The following is a 24,707-nucleotide window of genomic DNA, read 5'->3' as shown; positions in this document are numbered from 1 at the left end:
AAAATGTTGCACAAAATTAAGGAATTAAGTTTTGTTTAAAGTTTAATTCAGAAGGTTTTTTGTTACGAATTTTTAGTAATTAACATTTACTTATCATTGAATACCGCTTTAAATTCACATTTATTCTAAATATCAACAACCGTTGTGTTTTTTACTTCACTAATCATGAATGTACTGTGTGTACTTCCAATATGTTTCAATGTGGTTAATTTTGTAACCAAAAACTCCCGATAAGCTTCCATATCTTTAACTACTATTTTTAGTATATAATCATAATCACCACTCACATGATGGCATTCAAGGACTTCTTTAAGTTTTACCACTTCACTTTCAAATTTGGTAAGAAACTCTTTGGTGTGTTGTATTAACTTAAGATGACAGAAAACCACAAAACCTTTTTCGACTTTCGAACGATTGATTAACACGACATATTTATCGATAATCCCTTCTCTCTCCAGTTTTTTAATGCGTTCGTAAACGGCAGTAACAGAAAGATTCAGTTTTAAGGACAATTCCTTGGTTGTTTTCTTACTGTCGGATTGCAATAAAAAAAGTAATTTTTTATCGATGGCGTCTAATGTCATTTTTATTGAAATTTGAATTGAAATAAAATCTATATAAATCGTTTTTGAGAAGCTAATTTAGAAAATTAAATCATATAATTTAAATTTAGTAGTTTAAAAATCTAATATTAAGTAATAGTATTGATTATTAATCTATAACACTGTTATTTTGAATAGATTTTATTCAGACCGAAATCGCATAGCCCTGATAGCAGCGACATCCTTTTATTTGCCACGGCGAATAAAAGATATAGCGAATAGCAGGAATAGCTTCAAATAACAATAAAAAATAATTATGAAAAATTTCAATCCCGCAGACAACATTCAGGATTTACAGTACTTTGGTGAATTTGGTGGTGTGAATCCATCCATTTCAGACTCCTCAACCTATACCTTTTTATCGGCAAAAACAATGTTCGATACTTTTGAAGGCAATATGGAAGGCTGTTACTTGTACTCACGTCATTCCTCCCCGAGTAATTTATACTTAGACAAAGCATTGGCAGCGATGGAAGGAACGGAAACCGCAAATGTTTCAGCATCAGGAATGGGGGCGATTACTCCTACGTTATTGCAATTGTGCGGCTCGGGCGATCACATCGTTTCTAGCAGAACTATATATGGCGGAACGTATGCTTTCTTGAAGAATTTTACGCCAAGATTGGGCATCAAAACCACTTTTGTTGACATCACAAAATTAGACGTTGTGGAAGCTGCAATTACTGCTGAAACTAAAGTTTTGTACTGTGAGACGGTGAGTAATCCTTTACTGGAAGTAGCTGATATTGCCGGTTTGGCAAAAATTGCCAAGAGACATAATTTGAAATTGGTTGTCGATAATACTTTTTCACCATTATCAGTTTCTCCTGCAAAGTTAGGTGCTGATATTGTAATTCACAGTTTAACGAAATACATTAACGGAAGCAGTGATACGGTGGGTGGTGTTACATGTGCTTCTCAGGAATTTATTGATAGTTTAAAAAATGTAAATAGTGGTGCCAGTATGTTATTGGGTCCAACAATGGATAGTTTGCGATCTGCGAGTGTGATGAAAAACTTACGTACATTACATATTAGAATGAAACAACACAGTCATAATGCGATGTATCTTGCAGAACGTTTTGAAAAAGACGGACTAAAAACGGTTTATCCTGGCTTGAAAAGTCACCCAAGCCATGAATTATATTTGTCAATGATTAATCACGAATATGGTTTTGGTGGGATGATGACCTTAGATGTTGGTACTTTGGAAAAAGCAAATGCATTGATGGAATTGATGCAAGCTAAAAATTTAGGCTATTTAGCAGTGAGTTTAGGATTTTATAAAACTTTATTCAGTGCTCCGGGAACTTCAACTTCTAGCGAGATTCCTATGGATGAACAAATAGAAATGGGATTGACTGATGGCTTAATTCGGTTTTCTATAGGTTTAGATAATGACATTGAAAGAACATATCAAATGATGAAGAAATGCATGATGGAATTAAATGTACTCACATCAGAATCAATTTTGACAGAATAGTTATTTATTATATAATTTGAAAAAGCAGCAAAATATTTTGCTGCTTTTTTGTTGCTTAATTATTAGTAAACAAGCAATAAATTAAGAGCAATCAGGTTTGAATAAAATCATTGAAAATAATTCTCTTCAATTCTCTCTTTGATATAATCAACCTCTATGTAAATTATTCTAGAGATTCTTAATTTTACTCAAGCAGTAACTCACTTAAATTCAATGCTATATAAATAAAAACTAATTACAATATGCGACTCATTTGAATCTTCATTCCTATTTGAATAGTTTATAAAAATTCAACCTTATCAAACACAAAAAACCCTTGTCACATATATGATTAGGATTTAAAAGAATCAAAAACAAGTTCAGATTAAAGAAAGGCAACGAGTCGAGGCGTTAGCCGAACACGTCTTACCGCTGTAAAACAAAAAATCCTCATCAAATGAATGATGAGGATTCTTCAAAGAAAGGCGACGACATACTCTCCCACATAACTGCAGTACCATCTGCGCAGGCGGGCTTAACTACTCTGTTCGGGATGGGAAGAGGTGAGCCCCGCCGCAATAACCACCTTAAGAGGTTATAATTGCTTTGGGCAATTATTTGTAACAATTAACAATTTATCATTGATAATTAATTACATAATATCTTAACATACTGAGATAAAGAAAATAAAAAGTATTAGAAAGTTTCTTCTCCCGTCCCGAAAGACGGGAGAAAAGCGTACATAAGCTTACGGGTTATTAGTACTACTCGACTATGACATTACTGCCTTTACATCTATAGCCTATCAACGTGGTCATCTCCCACGACCCTTAAAAGAAATCTCATCTTGTGGTGGGTTTCGCGCTTATATGCTTTCAGCGCTTATCCCTTCCAAACGTAGCTACTCTGCGATGCCACTGGCGTGACAACAGATACACTAGAGGTTTGTCCAATTCGGTCCTCTCGTACTAGAATCAGATCCACTCAAATTTCTTGCGCCCACAGTAGATAGAGACCGAACTGTCTCACGACGTTCTGAACCCAGCTCGCGTGCCACTTTAATGGGCGAACAGCCCAACCCTTGGGACCTTCTCCAGCCCCAGGATGTGACGAGCCGACATCGAGGTGCCAAACCCCCCCGTCGATATGAGCTCTTGGGGGAGATCAGCCTGTTATCCCCGGCGTACCTTTTATCCTTTGAGCGATGGCCCTTCCATGCGGAACCACCGGATCACTATGCTCTACTTTCGTACCTGATCGACCTGTATGTCTCTCAGTCAAGCTCCCTTATGCCATTGCACTCTACGCACGGTTACCAAGCGTACTGAGGGAACCTTTAGAAGCCTCCGTTACTCTTTTGGAGGCGACCACCCCAGTCAAACTACCCACCAAGCAATGTCCCCCGCAAAGCGGGGTTAGGCCTCAGATAAACAAAGGGTTGTATTTCAACAATGACTCCACAACGCCTAGCGACGCCACTTCACAGTCTCCAACCTATCCTACACATCATTTATCCAAGGTCAATACTAAGCTATAGTAAAGGTGCACAGGGTCTTTTCGTCCCACTGCGGGTAAGCGGCATCTTCACCGCTACTACAATTTCACCGAGCTCATGGCTGAGACAGTGTCCAGATCGTTACACCATTCGTGCAGGTCGGAACTTACCCGACAAGGAATTTCGCTACCTTAGGACCGTTATAGTTACGGCCGCCGTTTACTGGGGCTTCAATTCAATGCTTCTCCGAAGATAACATCTCCTCTTAACCTTCCAGCACCGGGCAGGTGTCAGGCCCTATACTTCATCTTACGATTTTGCAGAGCCCTGTGTTTTTGATAAACAGTCGCCTGGACCTCTTCACTGCGGCCAGCATTGCTGCTGGCGACCCTTCTCCCGAAGTTACGGGTCTATTTTGCCTAATTCCTTAGCCATGAATCTCTCGAGCACCTTAGGATTCTCTCCTCGACTACCTGTGTCGGTTTGCGGTACGGGTACTTATTACCTGAAGTTTAGAGGTTTTTCTTGGAAGCCCTTAGGCGCACTATCTCTTTGTCCGAAGACTCCGAGTACTATCGTATTTCCCCAAGCCGCGTGGATTTGCCTGCGCAGCTTATAGGTAGGTACTTCAACGAACTATTCCGTCAGTTCGCGGCGCTTTCATCACTCCGTCACCCCATCACAGTAATAACTAGTACGGGAATATTAACCCGTTGTCCATCGACTGTCCCTTTCGGGTTCGCCTTAGGTCCCGACTAACCCACAGCTGATTAGCATAGCTGTGGAAACCTTAGTCTTTCGGTGTGCGGGTTTCTCGCCCGCATTATCGTTACTTATGCCTACATTTTCTTTTCTAACCAGTCCAGCATGCCTTACGACACACCTTCTACCCTGTTAGAATGCTCCCCTACCACTTGTAATAAATTACAAATCCATAGCTTCGGTAATATGTTTATGCCCGATTATTATCCATGCTCGTCCGCTCGACTAGTGAGCTGTTACGCACTCTTTAAATGAATGGCTGCTTCCAAGCCAACATCCTAGCTGTCTGGGCAGACAAACCTCGTTCTTTCAACTTAACATATATTTGGGGACCTTAGCTGATGGTCTGGGTTCTTTCCCTCTCGGACTTGGACCTTAGCACCCAAGCCCTCACTGTTATGAAACATTATATAGCATTCGGAGTTTGTCAGGAATTGGTAGGCGGTGAAGCCCCCGCATCCAATCAGTAGCTCTACCTCTATATAACTTTACGCATAACGCTGCACCTAAATGCATTTCGGGGAGTACGAGCTATTTCCGAGTTTGATTGGCCTTTCACCCCTACCCACAGGTCATCCGAAGACTTTTCAACGTCAACCGGTTCGGACCTCCACACTGTGTTACCAGCGCTTCATCCTGCCCATGGGTAGATCACACGGTTTCGCGTCTAACACTACTGACTAAAGCGCCCTATTCAGACTCGCTTTCGCTACGGATCCGTGGCTTAACCACTTATCCTTGCCAGCAACGTTAACTCGTAGGCTCATTATGCAAAAGGCACGCCGTCACCCCACTAAAGGGCTCCGACCGCTTGTAAGCGTATGGTTTCAGGATCTATTTCACTCCGTTATTCACGGTTCTTTTCACCTTTCCCTCACGGTACTGGTTCACTATCGGTCTCTCAGGAGTATTTAGCCTTAGCGGATGGTCCCGCCAAATTCAGACAGGGTTTCACGTGCCCCGCCCTACTCAGGATACCACTATCGTTATCTTCTATTACTTATACAGGGCTATCACCTTCTTTGGCTCTACTTTCCAGTAGATTCTAATTCTATCCGCAACAAATAACGTGGTCCTACAACCCCAACATTGCCGTAACAACATTGGTTTGGGCTAATCCGCGTTCGCTCGCCACTACTTACGGAATCACTTTTGTTTTCTTCTCCTCCGCCTACTTAGATGTTTCAGTTCAGCGGGTTTGCCCACCTATCGGTGTACTATGTCTTCAACATAGTGGGTTGCCCCATTCAGGTATTTACGGATCGTATCGTGTGTGCCAATCCCCGTAACTTTTCGCAGCTTATCACGCCTTTCATCGCCTCTGAGAGCCAAGGCATCCCCCATACGCCCTTATTTTGCTTATTGTACCAATCTCGTTAATTAAAACGAGACCGTTTCTTTACTTGTCTAATGATAAACAAGTAAAAATGCTTTCTACTTTTTATTATTTTCTTATCTCAATATGTCAATGAACTTTTTTCTAGTGATTAGCCCTTAGTAATTAGTGATTAGTTTTTGACTAATTACTTTTTACTCTTTACTATTCACTCGAATAGTGGAGAATAACGGAGTCGAACCGTTGACCTCCTGCGTGCAAGGCAGGCGCTCTAGCCAGCTGAGCTAATCCCCCAATCTAATTATGAATTGTGAATTATGAATTATGAATTTATATTTCATAACTCCTCAACTCTAGAATTTCTTCTTTTATTTAAGTCTAAAATAGTTGTCTCGGACAGACTCGAACTGTCGACCCCTACATTATCAGTGTAGTACTCTAACCAGCTGAGCTACGAGACACTCTTATTCTTAAATGGTATTATTTGAACTAACAGCAAGAGTAATAAAACGTTGGGGTTTGCTTCCAACTTGAACTTTCGTCTTCTTTCTTTAGCGTGCATATAGCTAACACTAAAGCTCTAGAAAGGAGGTGTTCCAGCCGCACCTTCCGGTACGGCTACCTTGTTACGACTTAGCCCTAGTTACCAGTTTTACCCTAGGCAGCTCCTTGCGGTCACCGACTTCAGGCACCCCCAGCTTCCATGGCTTGACGGGCGGTGTGTACAAGGCCCGGGAACGTATTCACCGGATCATGGCTGATATCCGATTACTAGCGATTCCAGCTTCACGGAGTCGAGTTGCAGACTCCGATCCGAACTGTGACCGGTTTTATAGATTCGCTCCTGGTCACCCAGTGGCTGCTCTCTGTACCGGCCATTGTAGCACGTGTGTAGCCCAAGGCGTAAGGGCCGTGATGATTTGACGTCATCCCCACCTTCCTCTCAGTTTGCACTGGCAGTCTCGTTAGAGTTCCCGACATGACTCGCTGGCAACTAACAACAGGGGTTGCGCTCGTTATAGGACTTAACCTGACACCTCACGGCACGAGCTGACGACAACCATGCAGCACCTTGTAAATTGTCTTGCGAAAAGTCTGTTTCCAAACCGGTCAATCTACATTTAAGCCTTGGTAAGGTTCCTCGCGTATCATCGAATTAAACCACATGCTCCACCGCTTGTGCGGGCCCCCGTCAATTCCTTTGAGTTTCATTCTTGCGAACGTACTCCCCAGGTGGGATACTTATCACTTTCGCTTAGCCACTGAAATTGCTTCCAACAGCTAGTATCCATCGTTTACGGCGTGGACTACCAGGGTATCTAATCCTGTTCGCTACCCACGCTTTCGTCCATCAGCGTCAATCCATTAGTAGTAACCTGCCTTCGCAATTGGTATTCCATGTAATCTCTAAGCATTTCACCGCTACACTACATATTCTAGTTACTTCCTAATAATTCAAGTTTAGCAGTATCAATGGCCGTTCCACCGTTGAGCGATGGGCTTTCACCACTGACTTACTAAACCGCCTACGGACCCTTTAAACCCAATGATTCCGGATAACGCTTGGATCCTCCGTATTACCGCGGCTGCTGGCACGGAGTTAGCCGATCCTTATTCTTACAGTACCGTCAAGGTTCTACACGTAGAACTGTTTCTTCCTGTACAAAAGCAGTTTACAATCCATAGGACCGTCATCCTGCACGCGGCATGGCTGGATCAGGCTTGCGCCCATTGTCCAATATTCCTCACTGCTGCCTCCCGTAGGAGTCTGGTCCGTGTCTCAGTACCAGTGTGGGGGATCTCCCTCTCAGGACCCCTACCCATCGTTGCCTTGGTAAGCCGTTACCTTACCAACTAGCTAATGGGACGCATGCTCATCTTTCACCGTTGTGACTTTAATTATAAAGTGATGCCACTCTATAATACTATGAGGTATTAATCCAAATTTCTCTGGGCTATCCCTCTGTGAAAGGTAGATTGCATACGCGTTACGCACCCGTGCGCCGGTCTCTAGTTCCGAAGAACTATACCCCTCGACTTGCATGTGTTAAGCCTGCCGCTAGCGTTCATCCTGAGCCAGGATCAAACTCTTCATCGTATATTGTGTGAGATCAGATAAATCTTCTCTCTTTGTTTATTCGACTAAATTCTAGTGGTTTTTTCAAATCTCTCGATTCTATTACTCTCATTCTTTTGTTTTGAAATCTCTTTCAAAACGGCTGTCAATTCAATATGTCTAGGAACGTGTTCTTCTTTGTTTTTCCCTTCGTCAACACTACTTAAAGTGTTTCTCGAAGCGGGTGCAAAAGTACAACTTCTTTTTTAACTGGCAAGAAAATTTTGAAGTTTTTTTTGGAAATTTTTATCTCCGTTTTACTACCGTTTTCTTATCAGCTTGTCAAGGAACTTTGCGCGTTTTGCGGGGTGCAAATGTAATAAGCTCTTTCTAATCTCACAAGCTTTTCTGAATCTTTTTTTGAAAATAAATTACCTCTCTCAATCCAGTTTACTTGTCAGTCTTCTAAAGAACGTCTGCGTCATTGCGGGTGCAAAAGTAGCACCTTTATTCGCTTTTACAAGCTTTTTTAAACCTTTTTTTTCATGTTTTTACAACCCAATCTTTAACTCGCTGAAAACATGATTCTTGAAACACAAAGTTTTTTATACTATTCAACAATCTTACAGCTGATTAATGGGATTTCAAATCAAAACCACCTATTCCAATAAAGATGGGCAACTTTCAACTGCCTTTCCCTTCTTTATAAAATCTTAGGGAATTATCGCTTTATTGCCTTTTCTACAGCTCTTCGATGCGTTTTTATCCTTGGAAACAGCTTACCTTACTAGTACGCTAACAAAAAAAATGTCTGGATTAATAAAATGGTTTTATGCTATACCTTATATAATAACAATCTTTTCTTTTCTCTCCTATATATAAGGACACAAAATATACATCAAAACAACAAAAAGCTCTACTTATCCAAAGTTCGCGTTAGGGATAGCAGCGAAAAGCCCACAGTCCCGCCTTTTTTTGGCGGGACGAGGACTTGTAGCGAATAGCCCGACTCCTTAATATAAAGAAAGGCGATTCTCTTAGTTGAGAGTCGCCTTTCTTTATATTATGGAGGAACGCACAAATTGTTTTATTAACCACTCTTTGTTTCCATACTTTCTAATGTCCTATTAGAAAGTACAGATTTATCTTGTTGCAAAACATCTTCATCATTTGCATATTGATCTTTTGACTTTATCAAAAGCCATGTATTCTCCTGTTTGGTTTTTAATTTTACTAAAGCAAATTCACCTTTCAATTTTTTCCCATTAAGAATAAAACTAAGATGTCCTTTTTGTAAATCGGATTGTAATTTATGTTCGTCGATACCTGACCTATCTTCGCCAGCTAAAATATACGTTCCATTGTCCCAAACAATAACATTCCCTGCGCCGTAATTTCCCTCCGGAATAGTACCTTCAAAATCTTTGTAACTATAAGGATGGTCTTCTACCATAATAGCCAATCTTTTATTATCCGGATTCATAGACGGTCCTTTGGGTATCGCCCAACTTTTTAGTACTCCATCCATTTCCAATCTAAAATCATAATGCAAATGGGAGGCTGCATGCTTTTGTACTACGAAAATCAATTCGGTCGATGACTGCTTGATTTTTCCTTCAGGCTCTAAAGTGGAATTAAAATTACGCTTTTGATTGTATTCACTCAAAGACATGATTAATAGGATTAGTATTTAAAACTTACGACAAACCCATTGATTACATTTTATCTCCAGAATTTTCCTCTAAATCATTATGATTATCTCCACCTATACTATAATGGTTATTTTCTTCATCTTCATTTCCGGAGTTTTCCGTTTCCTCATCTAATTCTGAGCCAGGAATGTCTAAATCTCCTCCAGAAACATCCTCTTCGAAACTTTTCTCATTCAATTCCCGGATATTATTTATTTCAACAGGAGACTTTTTTTTCGAAAGATCTTCTGGATCTATTTCCATCTCTTTATGGAATTGGTTATAAATATCTTCACTTGGAGGATATAAAAGAGAATCCGGAATTGCATTTTTATCTTTCTTACCCGGTTTTCTTTTGTCAAAATTCAATTTATTGCTTCTATTATTCATATTACACTTATTTAATTGATTTTCAATACACTAAGTTAAACATTTTTAAATAAAACCAACCTAAATTATTTAAATTATTCAAGATAAATCACTAACTTTAAACCACTTAACCCATAAATACAACAATCTATTATCCTATTCCTAATCTTAAAAAATAAAAACATGAGTATACTAACTGATAATGTAATCCCAGGTAATCATGGTAAAATTTTTGGAACAAATGCTGTTGAAGACATTGATTTAATAGAAATAAAATCCAGCTTACTAGAACTAGACGGAATAAAAGAGGTTTTATTGAATACTGAAATTTTTCCAAGAGAATTTACCGTTCACACTTCGAAAATGATACCTATAAGCGATATTGAAAATCGAGTTAAACTAGTCGGATTTCATGCTATCCCAAAAGAAGTATTTGAGCTTTGATGCTTTGGAATAAACTTCCATTAATACATTGCTTTTTGCTATTTCTATCAAATTAAAAATGACTCAAGCTCAATTAATTTCAAATTATTAAAAAAGACAGAAAAAATGGAAACTAAAAAAACAATTTATCAATTACACGAAGAACACAAAACGTGGTTAAACAAACTTTTGTTTTACAAAGACGAACTTACGATTATGGGTAATCGGATTACGGAAGTCGCGGAAAAGAACACTTCTAAAGAGTTACGTTCCTTAGCCGACCATTTCCATAATCAACTGATTATTCAAAAGGAACAGATAGACATCTTAAATCATGATATTAAAAGTCACGAATCCTATCTTGAGGCTGCCGTGCAAAAAAATCCCAATGCTGTTGATCATGAAAAATTTTCAGACCATAAAAAACACCGAGAAAGCATCGCCCAATTTGAAAAATTATTTAGAGAATTAAGAGAAGAGTTGATTGATTTTTTATCAAAATGGATGTAAATCAGATGATTTATAAAAATTAGAAGCTTATTTTTCGAAAACAAATTAGAAACTATTGTTTCATGGGATTTTATTATCCATTAAATTTCACTTAAAAACCATTTTCTATTGCAAGTATAAACTTCAGGATGACTACTAAGCTATTACCTTACTATAAACCAAAAAGATAGTTTAAGAACTTAAGCGAAAAATATATTCCAATATTTGGTTTTTATTTATCTATATCGTAATATTGCAATATAAATATATAACGATGGGAATTACTAAATCAGATCATTTTACAGACGAGCAAAACGAATTGGCAATTTTGGCGAAAGCCATAGGCCATCCTGCTCGAATTGCCATTATTCAGCACCTCATCAAAGTGAACAGTTGTATATGCGGTGACATCGTAAACGAGCTGCCTCTAGCCCAACCTACCGTTTCCCAACACTTGAAAGAGCTTAAAAATGCCGGACTCATAAAAGGCAATTTTGAAGGAAATGCTATTTGTTATTGCCTCAACGAAGAAGGTTTTAATAAAATAAAGGGCTTTTTTCAGCACATCAATACCTATTTAGAAAGCAAGAAGAATCAATGCTGTTAATTTTCAAATTGTAAGAATCATGAAATCGCCAGGACTCAAAAAAAACAATATAATTTAGGAATGGCGATACCATATTCCTTTAAAAAACAAATATTATAATCATATGAAACTATCAGAAATTAAAAAAGAGTTGAGCACGCTTGAAAACGTTGCTTTTGTATTACCAAACGGCAGTTATGTTCCAGAACATTTTCACGTAACCGAAGTGGGTTTAATCACCAAAAATTTTATTGACTGCGGTGGAAAAGTTCGAAAAGAAACTGTAGTAAATTTCCAATTATGGGATGCTAATGATTTCGAACACCGATTAAAGCCAAAAAAACTTTTGGATATTATCGCTCTTTCAGAGAAAGTATTAGGAATCGAAGATTACGAAATTGAAGTAGAATACCAAGCCGAAACAATTGGTAAATATGACTTAGGTTTCAATGGAAAAGTATTCACGCTTTTGAATAAACAAACAGCTTGTTTAGCCCAAGACCAATGTGGCATTCCAGCAGAAAAACAAAAAGTAAAATTATCTGAAATATCAAGCCAAACTAATAGCTGCACTCCCGGCGGAGGCTGTTGCTAATTTTAAAACTATAAAATGACACTAACCAAAACCATTCTATATCCAGAAATTGAAAAAATAATCTCTGCTTTTGATTTTGAAAGTATATCATCAGAGCGAAAAATTATTTTGCAACCGCTGATTGATTTTATTCAAGCAAAAACATCGAATCAGCAAGAAATCAGGCTGAACTTGATTTGCACCCATAATTCCAGAAGAAGTCATTTATCACAGGTTTGGGCACAAACTGCAGCCGCACATTTCAATATAAAAAATGTATTTTGTTATTCTGGAGGAACCGAAGCCACGGCATTATTTCCTATGGCTGCCAAAACATTGGAACAATCTGGCTTTAAAATCAAAATCATTGCAGCAGGTAATAATCCAATTTATGCCATAAAATATGCGGAGAATGAACATCCTATTGTTGGTTTTTCAAAAACCTATGATGATGATTTTAATCCTCAAAGTGAATTTGCAGCGATTATGACTTGCTCACAGGCTGATGGCGGTTGTCCGTTTATTGCAGGTGCAGAAAAACGTATTCCCATCACATTTGAAGATCCAAAAGCATTTGATAATACGCCTCAACAAGCAGAAAAATATCAGGAACGCAGTTTGCAAATTGCAACTGAAATGTTCTATATATTCTCCAAAATAAAATGATACTAATGGCATTACATAAAAAAAGATTAAAATTCCTTGATAGTTACTTGACACTTTGGATATTTCTGGCAATGATAATTGGCGTTTCCATTGGCTATTTTATACCTTCCAGCAGCGGCTTTATCAATTCGTTTTCAAGTGGAACGACCAATGTTCCTCTGGCAATTGGATTAATAGTGATGATGTATCCACCTTTGACTAAAATTGATTTTTCAAAAATTTCTTTAATGTTTGAAAAGCCAAAATTACTCACCGCCTCTTTCTTCATCACTTGGATTATTGGTCCGTTTTTAATGTTTTCATTGGCAACATTCTTTTTAAAAGATTATCCGGAATACATGACGGGTTTAATCATAATTGGGATTGCTCCTTGCATAGCCATGGTGATTGTCTGGAATGAATTAGCCGAAGGAAATAGGGAATTAACAGCGGGCTTAATCGGAATTAATAGTTTGCTTCAAGTGTTCTTTTTTGGATTGTATGCGTATTTTTATTTGGAAATCATGCTGCCATTATTTGGAATAAAAGGCTTGGAATTAAATATTACGGTTGCCCAAATTGCCACAACTGTTGGAATTTATTTAGGCATTCCATTTGCATTAGCGATAATTAGCCGCTTTGCCATCAAGAAATTCATTGGCGATAAATGGTTTAATCAAAAATTTATTCCGTTTGTTTCTCCCATTACTTTGATTGCTTTGCTTTTTACAATAGTTGTCATGTTCAGTTTAAAAGGCGAAATGATTGTTGATTTACCTTTGGATGTGGTTAGAATCGCCGTTCCACTTGTGATTTTCTTTGCCATTATGTTTTTCCTAATGTTTTTTGTTTCCAAAAAAATTGGAGCCAATTATAGAGATGCCGTGGCGCTTTCCTTCACCGCATCCGGAAATAATTTTGAATTGGCAATTGCAGTTTCCATTGGAGTTTTCGGAATCAATAGCGGACAAGCATTTGCAGGAGTCGTTGGGCCATTAGTAGAAGTTCCAGCTTTGATTATTCTAGTAAATGTTGCTTTTTGGCTAAAGAAAAAATATTATACTAAAACAACTTAAAGTACAATCCCAATGCACAAAATTCTGGATGTTATTGTTATTGGTGGCGGACAAAGCGGATTGGCTTGCGGGTATTATTTACGACGCCATAAAATAAACTTCCTCATATTGGATAAAGAAGAAAAGTGCGGTGGTTCCTGGCTTCATGCTTGGGACAGTCTCACGCTTTTTTCTCCTGCCGAGCATAGTTCTTTGCCGGGTTGGCTGATGCCAAAATCTGAAAATCTGTTTCCTTTAAAACAAGAAGTAATCGATTATTTGTGCCAATATGAAAAGCGTTACGAACTACCGATAGAGCGCTCCGTTACTGTAGAAAACATAACTTTTGAAAATAAAATATTCAAAGTTTACACCAATGAAGGAATCTATTTTTCAAAAGCAATAATTGCTGCGGCAGGAACTTGGAACAATCCTTTTATTCCAAAGATTAAAGGAATAGAAACTTTCAAAGGAATTCAAATCCATTCTGCTAATTATAAAAATCCGGAAGAGTTTAGGAATTTAAAGGTTCTGGTTGTTGGCGAAGGAAATTCGGGTGCGCAAATTGTAGCAGAAGTTTCTAAAGTCACAACCGTGAAATGGTCAACCAGAAAACTACCGCACTATTTACCGGATGAAGTAGACGGATTTTATCTTTTCAATGTGGCAACTGCCAAATACAATGCTGAAAAAGAAGGAAAACCATTTAATGCCGCCAATTATGATTTGGGAAATATTGTAATGGTGCCGCCAGTAAAAGAAGCTCGATCCAGAGGAATTCTGACTTCAAGTGGTAGTTTTGAAAGCATATATGAAAACGGTGTACTTTGGTCTGACGGAACCCAAGAAGATTTTGATGCTATAATATGGTGTACGGGTTTTGGTTATACGACGTCTTTTTTGAAAAATATTGTTTCAGCAGATGAGCGCGGCATTGTAAAAACCGAAGAAAGCAAAGCAACTGAAATTTCCGGATTATGGCTAGCGGGTTACGGCAGTTGGACTGGCTATGCATCAGCAACACTCATTGGAATCAACAGAAATGCCAAACAAACTTGTAACGAAATCATAGAATATCTGCAGCAAATCTAAATCAGTTTATCACAAAGATCCGTTGATTCTAGTGGTTTAAATGAATTTATTGTCTCTTATAAATTTCAACAATGTCCGTTTTGAATTTGTTTTTGACCCATGGAATCAAAACGATAATATAATATAAATAAACCCACACAAAGGACTTTTTTTTAATTATCGCTAATGGGTTTTGAAACGAATTCATGAATTTATTAGATTACACAATACTCAAAACCTAATACAAGATTAAACACACTAAACCTATATTTTTACGAATACCATTTTTTTAGATTTTAAATTTTAAATTATTGACAAAAAACATCAAAAAAAGAGATTTTCAATACAAAAACTTCATTAATTAACATTTTATTTAGATATTTGACTAACTAATCTTAAATAATCCAAAAATGAAAATTAATTTGAAGCATTTTTTGAGTTTACTCATTGTACTGACTGTACAATTGACATTTGCTCAAGAAAGTACATTGTCAGGTAAAGTTACTGACATGGGTGGACTGCCCGTTCCTGGCGCAAATATTATTGTAAAAGGGACCAACATTAGTACCCAAACTGGATTTGATGGTGATTTTACCATTAATGCTAAAAAAGGCCAACTATTGATTGTCAGTTTTGTAGGAATGAAAACTATTGAGGTTCCTGCATCTTCTTCGATGTTAATTAAATTGAGTGATGCCTCAAATCAATTAGAAACAGTTGTTGTAGTAGGTTACGGTACTCAAAGTAAAAAGAAATTAACCGATAACATTGCCCGCGTTACAGCAAAAGACATCCAACAAATTCCAGTATCCAATGTTCAAAATGCCTTAGTTGGTAAATTAGCCGGAGTACAAATCACACAGACAAATGGTAAAGTTGATGGAGGAATAAATATTCGTGTTCGTGGTGCTGCAAGTATCAGCGCAGGAACACAACCTTTATATGTATTAGATGGAATTCCTTTAGTTACTTCAAACGAATCAAGTAATGGAGCGCCAACTAACCCATTATTGACTTTAAGTACTAACGAAATTGAATCAATTGACGTCCTTAAAGACGCATCTTCTGCCGCAATTTACGGTGCTAGAGGTGCAAATGGAGTTGTTTTGATTACTACCAAAAGAGGAAAAGAAGGAAAAGGAACGTTTTCTATAAACCTTTCACAAGGCGTTAGTCAAGCTACTAACAAAAGAAAATGGTTGAATGCAGATCAATATGTAGAGTTATTCACTGAAGCATCTATTAATGGACTTGGTGATGCCGCTGAAGCTGAAGATACTTTTGATTTCTTAGCTCAAGGTACAGACTGGAGAAACAGAGAAGTAGATACTGACTGGCAAGAAACTGCATTCCAAGACGGATTCAATACTGATGCTGATTTTTCAGTATCCGGAGGTGATGCCAATACAAAATATTTCTTTTCTGGAGCTTATAACAATACAACTGGTATTATAAACAGTAATGCACTAGAAAGAGTTACCGCAAGAACAAACGTGTCACACAAAATATCGGATCGTTTTACTGCTGGTATGAATTTAAGTTTCTCCAGATCAGAAATTGACCGTGTGCAGGATGACAACTCCTTTACTACTCCTTTACAGGCTGTCGCACAATCACCATTATCTCCTGCTCGTTTAGATGACGGAACGGCAAATCCAAATACATTGTATGCCAACTTTTTATTGGCTATTGACAATTCGTTCTGGAAAACAATCATGAGAAGAGTTACCGGTAAAGCATATGGAGAATTTAAAATCATTCCTTCTTTAAAAGTAAATTCTGATTTCTCCTATGACTTGTTATCACAAACGGAGGATGCTTGGTATGGTAAAAACTCCCCTTTTATGGCAACTGACGGAGAAGTTTTTGCTACTTCTGTAAACAATGAAACTTATATTTACAGTAATTACCTGACTTTTGACAAAACCTTTGGTGAAAAACATGACGTAAATGCGGTTGCTGGTATGGAGTTTAATAAATTCAACCGTAGGTTTCAAAGTGTAACTAGTATCTATTTCCCAAATGATTCTTTCCAAACTGTTGATGGAGGTGCAGAAGTATCTGGTGGTTCAGGAAATGAAACTGATTATACATTTGTATCACAATTTGGTAGAGTTACCTATTCATATGATGACAAATACATCTTCAAAGCGAGTATCCGTCGTGATGGTTCTTCCCGTTTTGGTAAAAACAATAGATTTGGTACTTTTCCGGCATTTTCTGCAGGATGGATCATGTCTGAAGAAAGCTTCTTAAAAGATAATCCTACTTTGACTTTCTTAAAATTAAAAGGAAGCTGGGGTAAATTAGGTAATGCCGAATTGGGTAATTTTGCTTCACGCCAATTGTACGGATCAAATCCTTATAACTTAAAATCAGGACTTTCTTTCTCTCAAGCTGGGAACGATGATCTTACTTGGGAAAAATCTACTCAAGTTGATTTTGGTGTTGAATTTGGTTTGCTAAACCGCATCAGCATTGAAGCCGATTATTACAAAAAAAATACGGATGGCTTACTTTTTAGTGTTCCATTATCAATAAGTTCCGGAGCAACTACAATCAACCAAAATATTGGAGAAGTACAAAGTAGCGGAGTCGAATTTACATTGAATACAAAAAATATTGATTCAGATAATTTAAAATGGAATACTAGCTTTAATGTAACTACCAACCAATCTGAAGTATTGTCAATGCCAAATAACAATCAAGATATTGTGAGCTCATTTACGATTAACAGAGTGGGAGAAAATATATCTTCCTTTTACTTGGTAGAATATGCTGGAGTTGATCCTGCGAATGGAGATGCCCTTTTTGTAAAAAATACCGCTAACGCTGATGGATCTTTGGATAAATCAACAACTAACGATTACTCTGAAGCAAAAAGAGTGGTTTCAGGAAATCCTTTCCCTACATTGATGGCTGGTTTAACCAATACAATTAATTACAAAGGGCTTGATTTTTCTTTTACATTCCAAGGAGAATGGGGAGCTAGTATTTACAACTCTGCCGGTAAATACCAATCGGTTGCAGCTGACTATTTTGACAATCAAACCATAGACCAATTAAACCGTTGGCAAAATCCGGGTGATATTACTAATGTTCCTCAAGCCAGATTATACGGAAGTAACGGAACACAAGAATCAACTCGATTTTTAGACAAGTCTGATTTTGTTCGTTTAAGAAACTTAACAATAGGATATTCTTTACCAAGTAACACGGTAAAAGATTTAGGAATGAGCAGTGTACGCTTTTACGCTACAGGAGTTAACTTACTTACTTTTACAAATTATTCTGGTTATGACCCAGAAGCAAGAAGAGATGATACAGGTATTGGAGAAGAATTTTACTCAGCTCCACCATCCAGAACTATTGCTTTAGGAGTAAATATTAATTTTTAAAAATTAAAAAAATGAAATCAAATAAATTAATCCTATTTATTCTCTTCGCTACTTTTTTTGCAAGTTGTGACAATGAATTAGAAATAGATCCCAAACAAAATGAAGATGCTTCAGTAACATTAACTACTGAAACAGGCATCATTAACATATTAACAGGTGCCTATGCTACAGCTGCAGATGGTGATGTATATGGTGGTAGAATATTGACCTCTGCCGATTTATTGGCACAAACTGGTATAACAGCGACAACTGATTTTAGATGGAGAGGTACTTTTGGCGAATGCCGACAAATGTATTCTAAAACTATTTTAGTTAACAATACTTTTGTTCAGCAAATTTATACTCGAAACTATCAAATAATCAATGCTGCCAATACAGTTATTGAAAACATAGATAAAGTTCAAGATCCCGAAAGACAAACTACAATGATTGCCGAGGCTACTTTTTTAAAGTCAATGGCATACTTTGATTTGGTTCGATTTTTTGCAAAACCATATGAAGCAGGTCAAGCAAATACCCAATTAGGTGTTGTTATCAGACCAAATGCAATTTATGATTTCACTATTGATTTAGCAAAAGAAAGAAGCACTGTAGATGAAGTTTATGCGCTAATAATTTCAGGTTTAAACTTGGCTTACAATGATCTTCCGGAAGACAATAGTTTTTATGCTGATAAATATGCAGCCAAAGCTTTATTAGCGAGAGTATATTTGCAACAAGGAAATTATCCTGCTGCCAGAGATGCTGCTCATGATGTAATTGAAAATAGCGGACGTGCTTTATCTCCTAAATATGCAAATGCTTTCAATCATGATGTCAATCAGAGTGAGGATATTTTTGCTATACAAATCACTAAACAAACAGGAGAAAATGAAGTGACAAATTTATATGCTTCCGAAGACAATGGTGGACGTGGTGGCGATATCGAAATAAGATCTACTTATTTAGCTAAATTTACTGACCCAGCTGACGAAAGACGTAATTTTAATTACATCAACCCAGACAACGGAAGAAGATTGACTTCTAAATACACCGATCAATTTGGAGATGTTCCTTTAATTCGTTTGGCTGAGATGTACCTTATTAGAGCCGAAGCAAATTTCAGAGCTGGAACTTTTGTTGGTAACACTCCGGTGGCTGACATCAATTTACTGAGAACACGTGCAAATGCGACAAATTTCATAACCGTTACCTTAGCTACTATTTTAAGAGAACGCGAATTGGAATTAGCAATGGAAGGCTTTGCAATTCATGATTTAAAAAGAACAAAAGGTTCTATTGATGTTTTTGCTGATGGATCTGAATTGATTCCATATAATGATAACACTTTAGTATTCCCAATTCCATTAAGAGAAACGGATACAAATAGTAAAATCACGCAAAATCCTGGATACGGAAGTTAATCCTTTTAAAATATCCTTTTAAAAAACCATTAAATAAAAAGCCCGAAATCTAAAATTTGATTTCGGGCTTTTCTATGTATTAAAAAAAATAAACTATTCAATAGGAAGAACAAGTGTTGTCGTTATAGCTTCCAAAACCTCAAAAGCAGTTTCTGCCATTTTATTTCCTTTGGTGTCCAATAAAGGATTTACCTCCACAAATTCAATGCAAACAACTTTTTTTGTTTGGATAATTTGATTGATAATTGCTATGATTTCGTACTGATCAAAACCTTTGGGAACCGGTGTACCTGTTCCATAAGAAATCATATCACAATCCATGGAATCCACATCAAAAGAAATATACAAAACTTCACAATGCGTTAATTTTGACAAAGCTTCAGCGACACACGTTTCCAATCCTCTGTAACGCACTTCATCAACCTTATAATTCTTGATATTCAATTTTTCAATTTGCTTATCTTCCTCATCTTCAGTATCACGAACTCCAAAATAAATCAGATTTTCAGCCAAAACTTTTGGCCCTTTATACCCTATATTTTTCATTTCCTCCCAATGTTGTTTGGTTTCTGGAGCTACATCATTATTCTGGCAACTCAAATTATCATCCGCAAGAGCCGCTGATAATGGCATTCCATGAATATTTCCCGATGGTGAAGTGTAAGGCGAATGCAAATCAGCATGGGCATCAATCCAAAACACACCAATATTTTGCTCCGGAAAAGTTGCTTTTATTCCACTTAAAGTCCCTAATGCTGAAGAATGATCTCCTGATAAAACAATTGGAAAATAATTCCCTGCTAAATTTTTCTTTACCGCATTACAAACTCTGGTGCACTGCTCTACAACATGCTCAATTCTTTTAGCAGAAGTACTCCGATTTTTATCATAAATGGATTCGTTGTGTGTTTTTACATCTTCAAATTCAAATTGATTAAAATAATCACTGTTTTGATTAATTGCAGCGATTTCGATAGCATCAATCCCCAAGTCAGAACCTCGCGTACCAGCACCTATATCAGATCTGTTTTTTATTAATTTTATCGCTTTTCCCATTATCGCTTAAATTATCTGAAATCGTTTAAAGCTCTTTCGATAATACCCAAACACTCATAAATCTGAGATTCAGTAATTACTAATGGCGGTGCTAAACGAATTTTATTACCATGTGTTGGTTTTGCCAATAATCCGTATTCGCTGAATTTCATACAAATATTCCAAGCCAAATCAGATTCTTCATCACAATTGATAACAATGGCATTCAATAATCCTTTTCCTCTAACCAATGTAATTAATGAATTTCTGGAAGCAATCTCGTTAAGTCCTGTTCTTAAAACTTCGCCTAAGTAAGCCGCATTTTGTGCCAAATTCTCCTCTTTTACCACTTCAAGCGCTGCAATAGCAACAGCTGCCGCAATAGGATTTCCTCCAAAAGTAGAGCCGTGTTGTCCCGGTTTAATGACATTCATAATGTGATCATTGGCTAAAACTGCCGAAACAGGATACACACCACCAGAAATTGCTTTCCCTAAAATAAGAATATCAGGTTTCACTTCTGGTTTACCTTCACATCCTTTTTTACACTCACAATTTCCACAAGTTGCCAATAATCTTCCTGTACGTGCAATTCCTGTTTGCACTTCATCAGCAATAAATAAAACATTGTGTGCTTCACAAAGCGCTTTAGTTCTTGCCAAATATCCTTCGGTAGGAACATACACTCCTGCTTCACCTTGAATAGGTTCCACTAAAAATCCTGCTATATTTGGTGTTGATTTTAATACGTTTTCCAAAGCTTCGACATCATCGTATGGAATTTTTATAAATCCGGCCGTGAATGGTCCAAAGCTTTTACGAGCAGTTTCATCATTCGAAAATGAAATAATTGTTGTTGTTCTTCCGTGAAAATTGTTTTCACAAACGATTATTTGCGCTTGATTTTCAGGAATTCCTTTTACCTCATACGCCCATTTTCTACATAATTTCAAAGCAGTTTCCACTGCTTCAGCACCAGTATTCATAGGTAATACTTTATCAAAACCAAAATACTTGGTTACATATTCTTCATACGGTCCTAATTGATCATTATGGAAAGCACGTGAAGTCAAAGTCAATGTTTGCGCTTGTTTTATCATGGCACCAACAATTTTTGGATGACAATGTCCTTGATTTACGGCAGAATATGCCGATAAAAAATCATAATATTTTTTTCCGTCTACATCCCAAACATAAACACCTTCGCCTTTTTCTAAAACTACAGGTAAAGGATGGTAATTGTGAGCTCCGTATTGATTCTCTTTTGCTATCAACGCTTCAGATTTTGAAGAAAGGTTTTGTTCTGTATGTGTCATGATGTTTCTATTTTAATATAATAAAGTACAAAATTACTATTTTTTTTTAATTTACCAATAAAAATAAATATTTTGACTTTTATAAAGATACTATTTGAAAATATTTTCTTAATTTAGATTAAAAATAAGTCATTTTTAAATTTACAATTCAATTTACAGATGCATTTCGAAATAAATAAAAATAAGTACTTTTATACAAATACAAAAGCATCATTTATAATCAAACCAACATGGATATATTAGACGAATTCGACATCAATATTATCAAAGAATTAGAAAAAGACGGAAGAATGGCGTATTCAGCCATAGCTACTAATCTAAAAATATCAAATACAATGGTGCATCAACGCATCAACAGATTAATGGAACAAGGAATAATTACAGGGATAAAGCCTGTAATCAATGAAAAAAAAGTGGGTTACGATTGGGGCTCTTTTACTGGAATTACCTTAAATAAAGATCAAGATTCTGACAGGATTATTGAAGAACTGAAAAACATTCCAGAAATCACGGAATGCTATTACATCACCGGATCTTTTACTCTTTACATAAAAATTATTGCCAGAGATCACGAACACATGCGCAAAGTTCTATATGAAAAAATAGATAACATTCCCGGTATTGCCAAAACGGATTCTATAATCGAATTGGGTTGCGCTTTCAAAAGAAATGTAAGTCTCTAACATAATATTCCATAAAATGAAATATTTCAAGAATCATTTGCTGCTTACAATTCTAGTTTTTTGTTTTAGTTTCTCCATGTTTTCACAAAAGATATCAAACCAAGAAATAGCAAGACTAAAAAAACTCTCGCAACAAGTGACCATTATCCGAGACAATTGGGGAATTGCGCATGTATATGGCAAAACCGATGCTGATGCCGTTTTTGGAATGTTGTACGCGCAATGTGAAGACGATTTCAAACGGGTAGAAATGAATTACATTGAAAAATTAGGACGCCTTTCCGAAATCAAAGGACAATCGGTTTTATACAATGATTTAGAAATTAAACTTTTAATTGACACCGAGGAAGCAAAAGCCGATTATAAAAAAGCAGCACCTTGGTTGAAAAAATTATTAAACAGTTATGCGGACGGAATCAACTTTTACCTGCACAATCACCCCGAAGTAAAACCCGCTTTATTGACTCATTTTGAACCTTGGTTTCCATTACTTTGGACAGACGGAAGTATTGGGGCAATCAGTACCGCTGATCTTTCAACCGGAGAATTGAAAGCTTTTTATTCCGGAAACACGGATAAAGTGGCCTACATAGAACGTGAAAAAGACGTACAAACTGGTTCCAACGGATTTGCAATTGCTCCTTCTAAAACAGCATCGGGAAATGCGATTTTATACATTAATCCACATACCTCTTTTTATTTTCGCCCCGAAATACAGATGAGCAGTGAAGAAGGATTGAATGCCTACGGAGCAGTAACATGGGGACAATTTTTTATATACCAAGGATTTAATGAAAACTGTGGTTGGATGCATACCTCATCAAATGTGGATGTAGCCGATATGTATGCCGAGAAAATCGTAACCAAAAACAACAAACTATTTTACGAATACGATAATAAATTAGTTCGGATTATCGAGAAAAAAATAACCATCAAGTATCTTGAAAACGGGAAACTGGTCCCTAAAACATTCAACACCTATTACACCAATCACGGTCCAATCATGGCCAAAAGAGACGGAAAATGGATTAGCTTGAAATCGAATAATCGCTCGATGAAAAGTCTGGAACAAAGCTGGGTGAGAACAAAATCAAAAAGTTTTGAAGAGTATAGAACGGCAATGAATTTGAAAGCCAATACCTCAAACAATACTGTCTATGCGGATAAAGAGGGAAATATTGCCTACTGGCATGGGAATTTTATTCCTATTCGAGACAAAAAACTGAATTGGTCAAAAGTGATGGACGGCACAACACCGGCAACGCAATGGAAAGGATTGCACGAAGTTTCAGAAACAGTTCATTCCTATAATCCCATAAACGGCTGGTTGCAAAACTGTAATTCTACGCCTTATACCGTGGCTGGTGACAATAGTCCAAAAGAGGAAAACTATTTGCCTTACATGGCGCCAGATGGAGAAAGTTTCAGAGGATTGAATGCGGTTCGACTATTAAGTAAAGGCAATACCTATACATTGGACAAAGTAATTGCCGACGGTTATGACACGAAACTGACGGCATTCGAATTTTTAATTCCATCTTTAATTTCCAGCTTCGAAAAAAACATCAGTGCCAATAATCCTCTTTACACAGAACTGTCAGAACCAATAACGATATTGAAAAATTGGGATTATTATGCCAAAGAGAATTCTGTCGCGACAACCTTAGCTGTGGAATGGGCTTATAGATTAAACCCAATTATTCAAAAAGTATATACTAATGAAGGCGAAATGGACCAAGTGGAAAACACGCGTAATTTTGTAAAAAATGCAACACCAGACCAAGTGCTTCCTCAACTACAAACAGTTATAAACGAATTGAAAATGAAATTTGGAACCTGGCAAATTACTTGGGGAGAAATCAATCGTTTCCAGAGAACTTCAGGCGAGATTGCTATGAATTATAATGATGCCCTGGAAAGTCTACCTATTGGATACGGACCCGCGCTTTGGGGAAGTTTACCCGCCTTCAAAAGCAATTATCAAAAAGATACCAAAAAGCGTTATGGCACTAACGGTAATAGTTTTGTATGCGCAGTAGAATTTGGAACAAAAATAAAAGCAAAATCTTTACTGGCAGGCGGAAACAGCGGAGATCCAAAATCGAAACATTTTTATGATCAGGCTGAAATGTACCGAAAAGGACAATTTAAAGATGTATTATTTTATAAAGATGATGTTCAAAAAAATGCCGAAAAAAAGTATCATCCCGGCGAATAGTTTTTTAACTCTTCATCATAAAGATTAAATATACAGTT

17 protein-coding genes, 2 tRNA genes and 3 rRNA genes are annotated in these 24,707 nt (G+C 37.0%); 12 read left to right on the top strand and 10 right to left on the bottom strand.

The genetic code is table 11. The annotated features are described in order from the left end of the window. Positions 1 to 125 precede the first annotated feature (125 nt). Positions 126 to 584: an Lrp/AsnC family transcriptional regulator gene (locus tag Q1W72_RS14470; protein ID WP_302136008.1), complete on the bottom strand. Its 459-nt coding sequence runs from the start codon at positions 582 to 584 to the stop codon at positions 126 to 128. A gap of 274 nt (positions 585 to 858) precedes the next feature. Between Q1W72_RS14470 and Q1W72_RS14465 the strand changes: the two genes are divergently transcribed. Next, positions 859 to 2,085 (top strand): aminotransferase class I/II-fold pyridoxal phosphate-dependent enzyme, encoded by a 1,227-nt coding sequence (locus Q1W72_RS14465; RefSeq protein ID WP_302136006.1) that lies wholly within the window; start codon positions 859 to 861, stop codon positions 2,083 to 2,085. Between the two features lie 459 nt (positions 2,086 to 2,544). Here Q1W72_RS14465 and rrf read toward each other — a convergent pair. The 7 genes from rrf to Q1W72_RS14430 form a co-directional block, all read right to left on the bottom strand. Then, positions 2,545 to 2,654, bottom strand: a 5S ribosomal RNA gene (gene rrf / locus Q1W72_RS14460). Positions 2,655 to 2,802: 148 nt separating this feature from the next. Next, a 23S ribosomal RNA gene (locus Q1W72_RS14455) occupies positions 2,803 to 5,686 on the bottom strand. 191 nt (positions 5,687 to 5,877) lie between these two features. After that, a tRNA-Ala gene (locus Q1W72_RS14450) sits at positions 5,878 to 5,951 on the bottom strand. Positions 5,952 to 6,044: 93 nt separating this feature from the next. Beyond that, a tRNA-Ile gene (locus tag Q1W72_RS14445) sits at positions 6,045 to 6,118 on the bottom strand. A gap of 123 nt (positions 6,119 to 6,241) precedes the next feature. After that, positions 6,242 to 7,755 (bottom strand): 16S ribosomal RNA (locus tag Q1W72_RS14440). The 16S, 23S and 5S rRNA genes sit together here with 2 tRNA genes alongside, the layout of an rRNA operon. Before the next feature lie 1,048 nt (positions 7,756 to 8,803). Next, on the bottom strand, positions 8,804 to 9,385 hold the full coding sequence (locus Q1W72_RS14435) for a DNA polymerase ligase N-terminal domain-containing protein (protein WP_302136005.1): 582 nt from the start codon (positions 9,383 to 9,385) through the stop codon (positions 8,804 to 8,806). Positions 9,386 to 9,428: 43 nt separating this feature from the next. After that, positions 9,429 to 9,794 (bottom strand): hypothetical protein, encoded by a 366-nt coding sequence (locus Q1W72_RS14430; RefSeq protein WP_282713594.1) that lies wholly within the window; start codon positions 9,792 to 9,794, stop codon positions 9,429 to 9,431. A 162-nt stretch (positions 9,795 to 9,956) separates the two neighbouring features. On the opposite strand from Q1W72_RS14430, the gene Q1W72_RS14425 reads away from it, so the two are divergent. The 9 genes from Q1W72_RS14425 (at position 9,957) to Q1W72_RS14385 (ending at position 19,417) form a co-directional block, all read left to right on the top strand. Beyond that, a complete protein-coding gene (locus tag Q1W72_RS14425; protein ID WP_121342431.1) occupies positions 9,957 to 10,217 on the top strand; it encodes a heavy-metal-associated domain-containing protein in 261 nt (86 codons plus the stop codon). A gap of 105 nt (positions 10,218 to 10,322) precedes the next feature. Beyond that, positions 10,323 to 10,706 carry a hypothetical protein gene (locus Q1W72_RS14420; protein WP_302136001.1) on the top strand — a complete coding sequence of 128 codons (384 nt, stop codon included), beginning with the start codon at positions 10,323 to 10,325 and terminating at the stop codon, positions 10,704 to 10,706. 253 nt (positions 10,707 to 10,959) lie between these two features. Continuing rightward, a complete protein-coding gene (locus Q1W72_RS14415; RefSeq protein ID WP_302136000.1) occupies positions 10,960 to 11,292 on the top strand; it encodes a helix-turn-helix transcriptional regulator in 333 nt (110 codons plus the stop codon). 103 nt (positions 11,293 to 11,395) lie between these two features. Beyond that, positions 11,396 to 11,866, top strand: a complete 471-nt coding sequence (locus tag Q1W72_RS14410; RefSeq protein ID WP_302135998.1) for a DUF6428 family protein — start codon at positions 11,396 to 11,398, stop codon at positions 11,864 to 11,866. A 15-nt stretch (positions 11,867 to 11,881) separates the two neighbouring features. Then, positions 11,882 to 12,511, top strand: coding sequence for a low molecular weight phosphatase family protein (locus tag Q1W72_RS14405; protein WP_302135996.1), 630 nt, complete (start codon positions 11,882 to 11,884; stop codon positions 12,509 to 12,511). Positions 12,512 to 12,516: 5 nt separating this feature from the next. Further along, positions 12,517 to 13,566: an ACR3 family arsenite efflux transporter gene (gene arsB / locus Q1W72_RS14400; protein ID WP_302135994.1), complete on the top strand. Its 1,050-nt coding sequence runs from the start codon at positions 12,517 to 12,519 to the stop codon at positions 13,564 to 13,566. Positions 13,567 to 13,578: 12 nt separating this feature from the next. After that, positions 13,579 to 14,637, top strand: coding sequence for an ArsO family NAD(P)H-dependent flavin-containing monooxygenase (locus Q1W72_RS14395; protein ID WP_099714939.1), 1,059 nt, complete (start codon positions 13,579 to 13,581; stop codon positions 14,635 to 14,637). A gap of 389 nt (positions 14,638 to 15,026) precedes the next feature. Beyond that, positions 15,027 to 18,014: a TonB-dependent receptor gene (locus tag Q1W72_RS14390; protein ID WP_099714937.1), complete on the top strand. Its 2,988-nt coding sequence runs from the start codon at positions 15,027 to 15,029 to the stop codon at positions 18,012 to 18,014. Positions 18,015 to 18,025: 11 nt separating this feature from the next. Next, positions 18,026 to 19,417, top strand: coding sequence for a RagB/SusD family nutrient uptake outer membrane protein (locus Q1W72_RS14385; protein ID WP_099714935.1), 1,392 nt, complete (start codon positions 18,026 to 18,028; stop codon positions 19,415 to 19,417). Between the two features lie 93 nt (positions 19,418 to 19,510). Here Q1W72_RS14385 and Q1W72_RS14380 read toward each other — a convergent pair whose 3' ends face one another. Further along, complete coding sequence (locus Q1W72_RS14380; protein ID WP_099714933.1) at positions 19,511 to 20,473, bottom strand: arginase; 963 nt, start codon at positions 20,471 to 20,473, stop codon at positions 19,511 to 19,513. An 11-nt stretch (positions 20,474 to 20,484) separates the two neighbouring features. Further along, positions 20,485 to 21,768 carry an ornithine--oxo-acid transaminase gene (gene rocD / locus Q1W72_RS14375; protein WP_099714931.1) on the bottom strand — a complete coding sequence of 428 codons (1,284 nt, stop codon included), beginning with the start codon at positions 21,766 to 21,768 and terminating at the stop codon, positions 20,485 to 20,487. A gap of 230 nt (positions 21,769 to 21,998) precedes the next feature. On the opposite strand from rocD, the gene Q1W72_RS14370 reads away from it, so the two are divergent. Together Q1W72_RS14370 and Q1W72_RS14365 are read left to right on the top strand one after the other, a co-directional pair. After that, entirely contained in the window at positions 21,999 to 22,451 is a 453-nt protein-coding gene (locus Q1W72_RS14370) for an Lrp/AsnC family transcriptional regulator (RefSeq protein ID WP_099714929.1), read from the top strand. A 16-nt stretch (positions 22,452 to 22,467) separates the two neighbouring features. Then, complete coding sequence (locus Q1W72_RS14365) at positions 22,468 to 24,669, top strand: penicillin acylase family protein (RefSeq protein ID WP_233206878.1); 2,202 nt, start codon at positions 22,468 to 22,470, stop codon at positions 24,667 to 24,669. Positions 24,670 to 24,707 lie beyond the last annotated feature (38 nt).

The sequence above is a fragment of the Flavobacterium sp. ZE23DGlu08 genome (assembly GCF_030505335.1).
Classification (GTDB): Bacteria; Bacteroidota; Bacteroidia; order Flavobacteriales; family Flavobacteriaceae; genus Flavobacterium; species Flavobacterium algoritolerans.
Note: the sequence above shows the minus strand (reverse complement) of the source record. Positions and strands in the feature narration are given on the sequence as shown.

Bases quoted from the DNA above. Each gene is read 5' to 3' on its own strand.
- Q1W72_RS14370 (WP_099714929.1), top strand. From the start codon at position 21,999: ATGGATATATTAGACGAATTCGACATCAATATTATCAAAGAATTAGAA.
- Q1W72_RS14395 (WP_099714939.1), top strand. From the start codon at position 13,579: ATGCACAAAATTCTGGATGTTATTGTTATTGGTGGCGGACAAAGCGGA.
- Q1W72_RS14420 (WP_302136001.1), top strand. From the start codon at position 10,323: ATGGAAACTAAAAAAACAATTTATCAATTACACGAAGAACACAAAACG.
- Q1W72_RS14365 (WP_233206878.1), top strand. From the start codon at position 22,468: ATGAAATATTTCAAGAATCATTTGCTGCTTACAATTCTAGTTTTTTGT.
- Q1W72_RS14430 (WP_282713594.1), bottom strand. From the start codon at position 9,794: ATGAATAATAGAAGCAATAAATTGAATTTTGACAAAAGAAAACCGGGT.
- Q1W72_RS14470 (WP_302136008.1), bottom strand. From the start codon at position 584: ATGACATTAGACGCCATCGATAAAAAATTACTTTTTTTATTGCAATCC.
- arsB (WP_302135994.1), top strand. From the start codon at position 12,517: ATGGCATTACATAAAAAAAGATTAAAATTCCTTGATAGTTACTTGACA.
- Q1W72_RS14380 (WP_099714933.1), bottom strand. From the start codon at position 20,473: ATGGGAAAAGCGATAAAATTAATAAAAAACAGATCTGATATAGGTGCT.
- Q1W72_RS14390 (WP_099714937.1), top strand. From the start codon at position 15,027: ATGAAAATTAATTTGAAGCATTTTTTGAGTTTACTCATTGTACTGACT.
- Q1W72_RS14415 (WP_302136000.1), top strand. From the start codon at position 10,960: ATGGGAATTACTAAATCAGATCATTTTACAGACGAGCAAAACGAATTG.
- Q1W72_RS14405 (WP_302135996.1), top strand. From the start codon at position 11,882: ATGACACTAACCAAAACCATTCTATATCCAGAAATTGAAAAAATAATC.
- Q1W72_RS14410 (WP_302135998.1), top strand. From the start codon at position 11,396: ATGAAACTATCAGAAATTAAAAAAGAGTTGAGCACGCTTGAAAACGTT.
- Q1W72_RS14435 (WP_302136005.1), bottom strand. From the start codon at position 9,385: ATGTCTTTGAGTGAATACAATCAAAAGCGTAATTTTAATTCCACTTTA.
- Q1W72_RS14425 (WP_121342431.1), top strand. From the start codon at position 9,957: ATGAGTATACTAACTGATAATGTAATCCCAGGTAATCATGGTAAAATT.
- Q1W72_RS14465 (WP_302136006.1), top strand. From the start codon at position 859: ATGAAAAATTTCAATCCCGCAGACAACATTCAGGATTTACAGTACTTT.
- rocD (WP_099714931.1), bottom strand. From the start codon at position 21,768: ATGACACATACAGAACAAAACCTTTCTTCAAAATCTGAAGCGTTGATA.
- Q1W72_RS14385 (WP_099714935.1), top strand. From the start codon at position 18,026: ATGAAATCAAATAAATTAATCCTATTTATTCTCTTCGCTACTTTTTTT.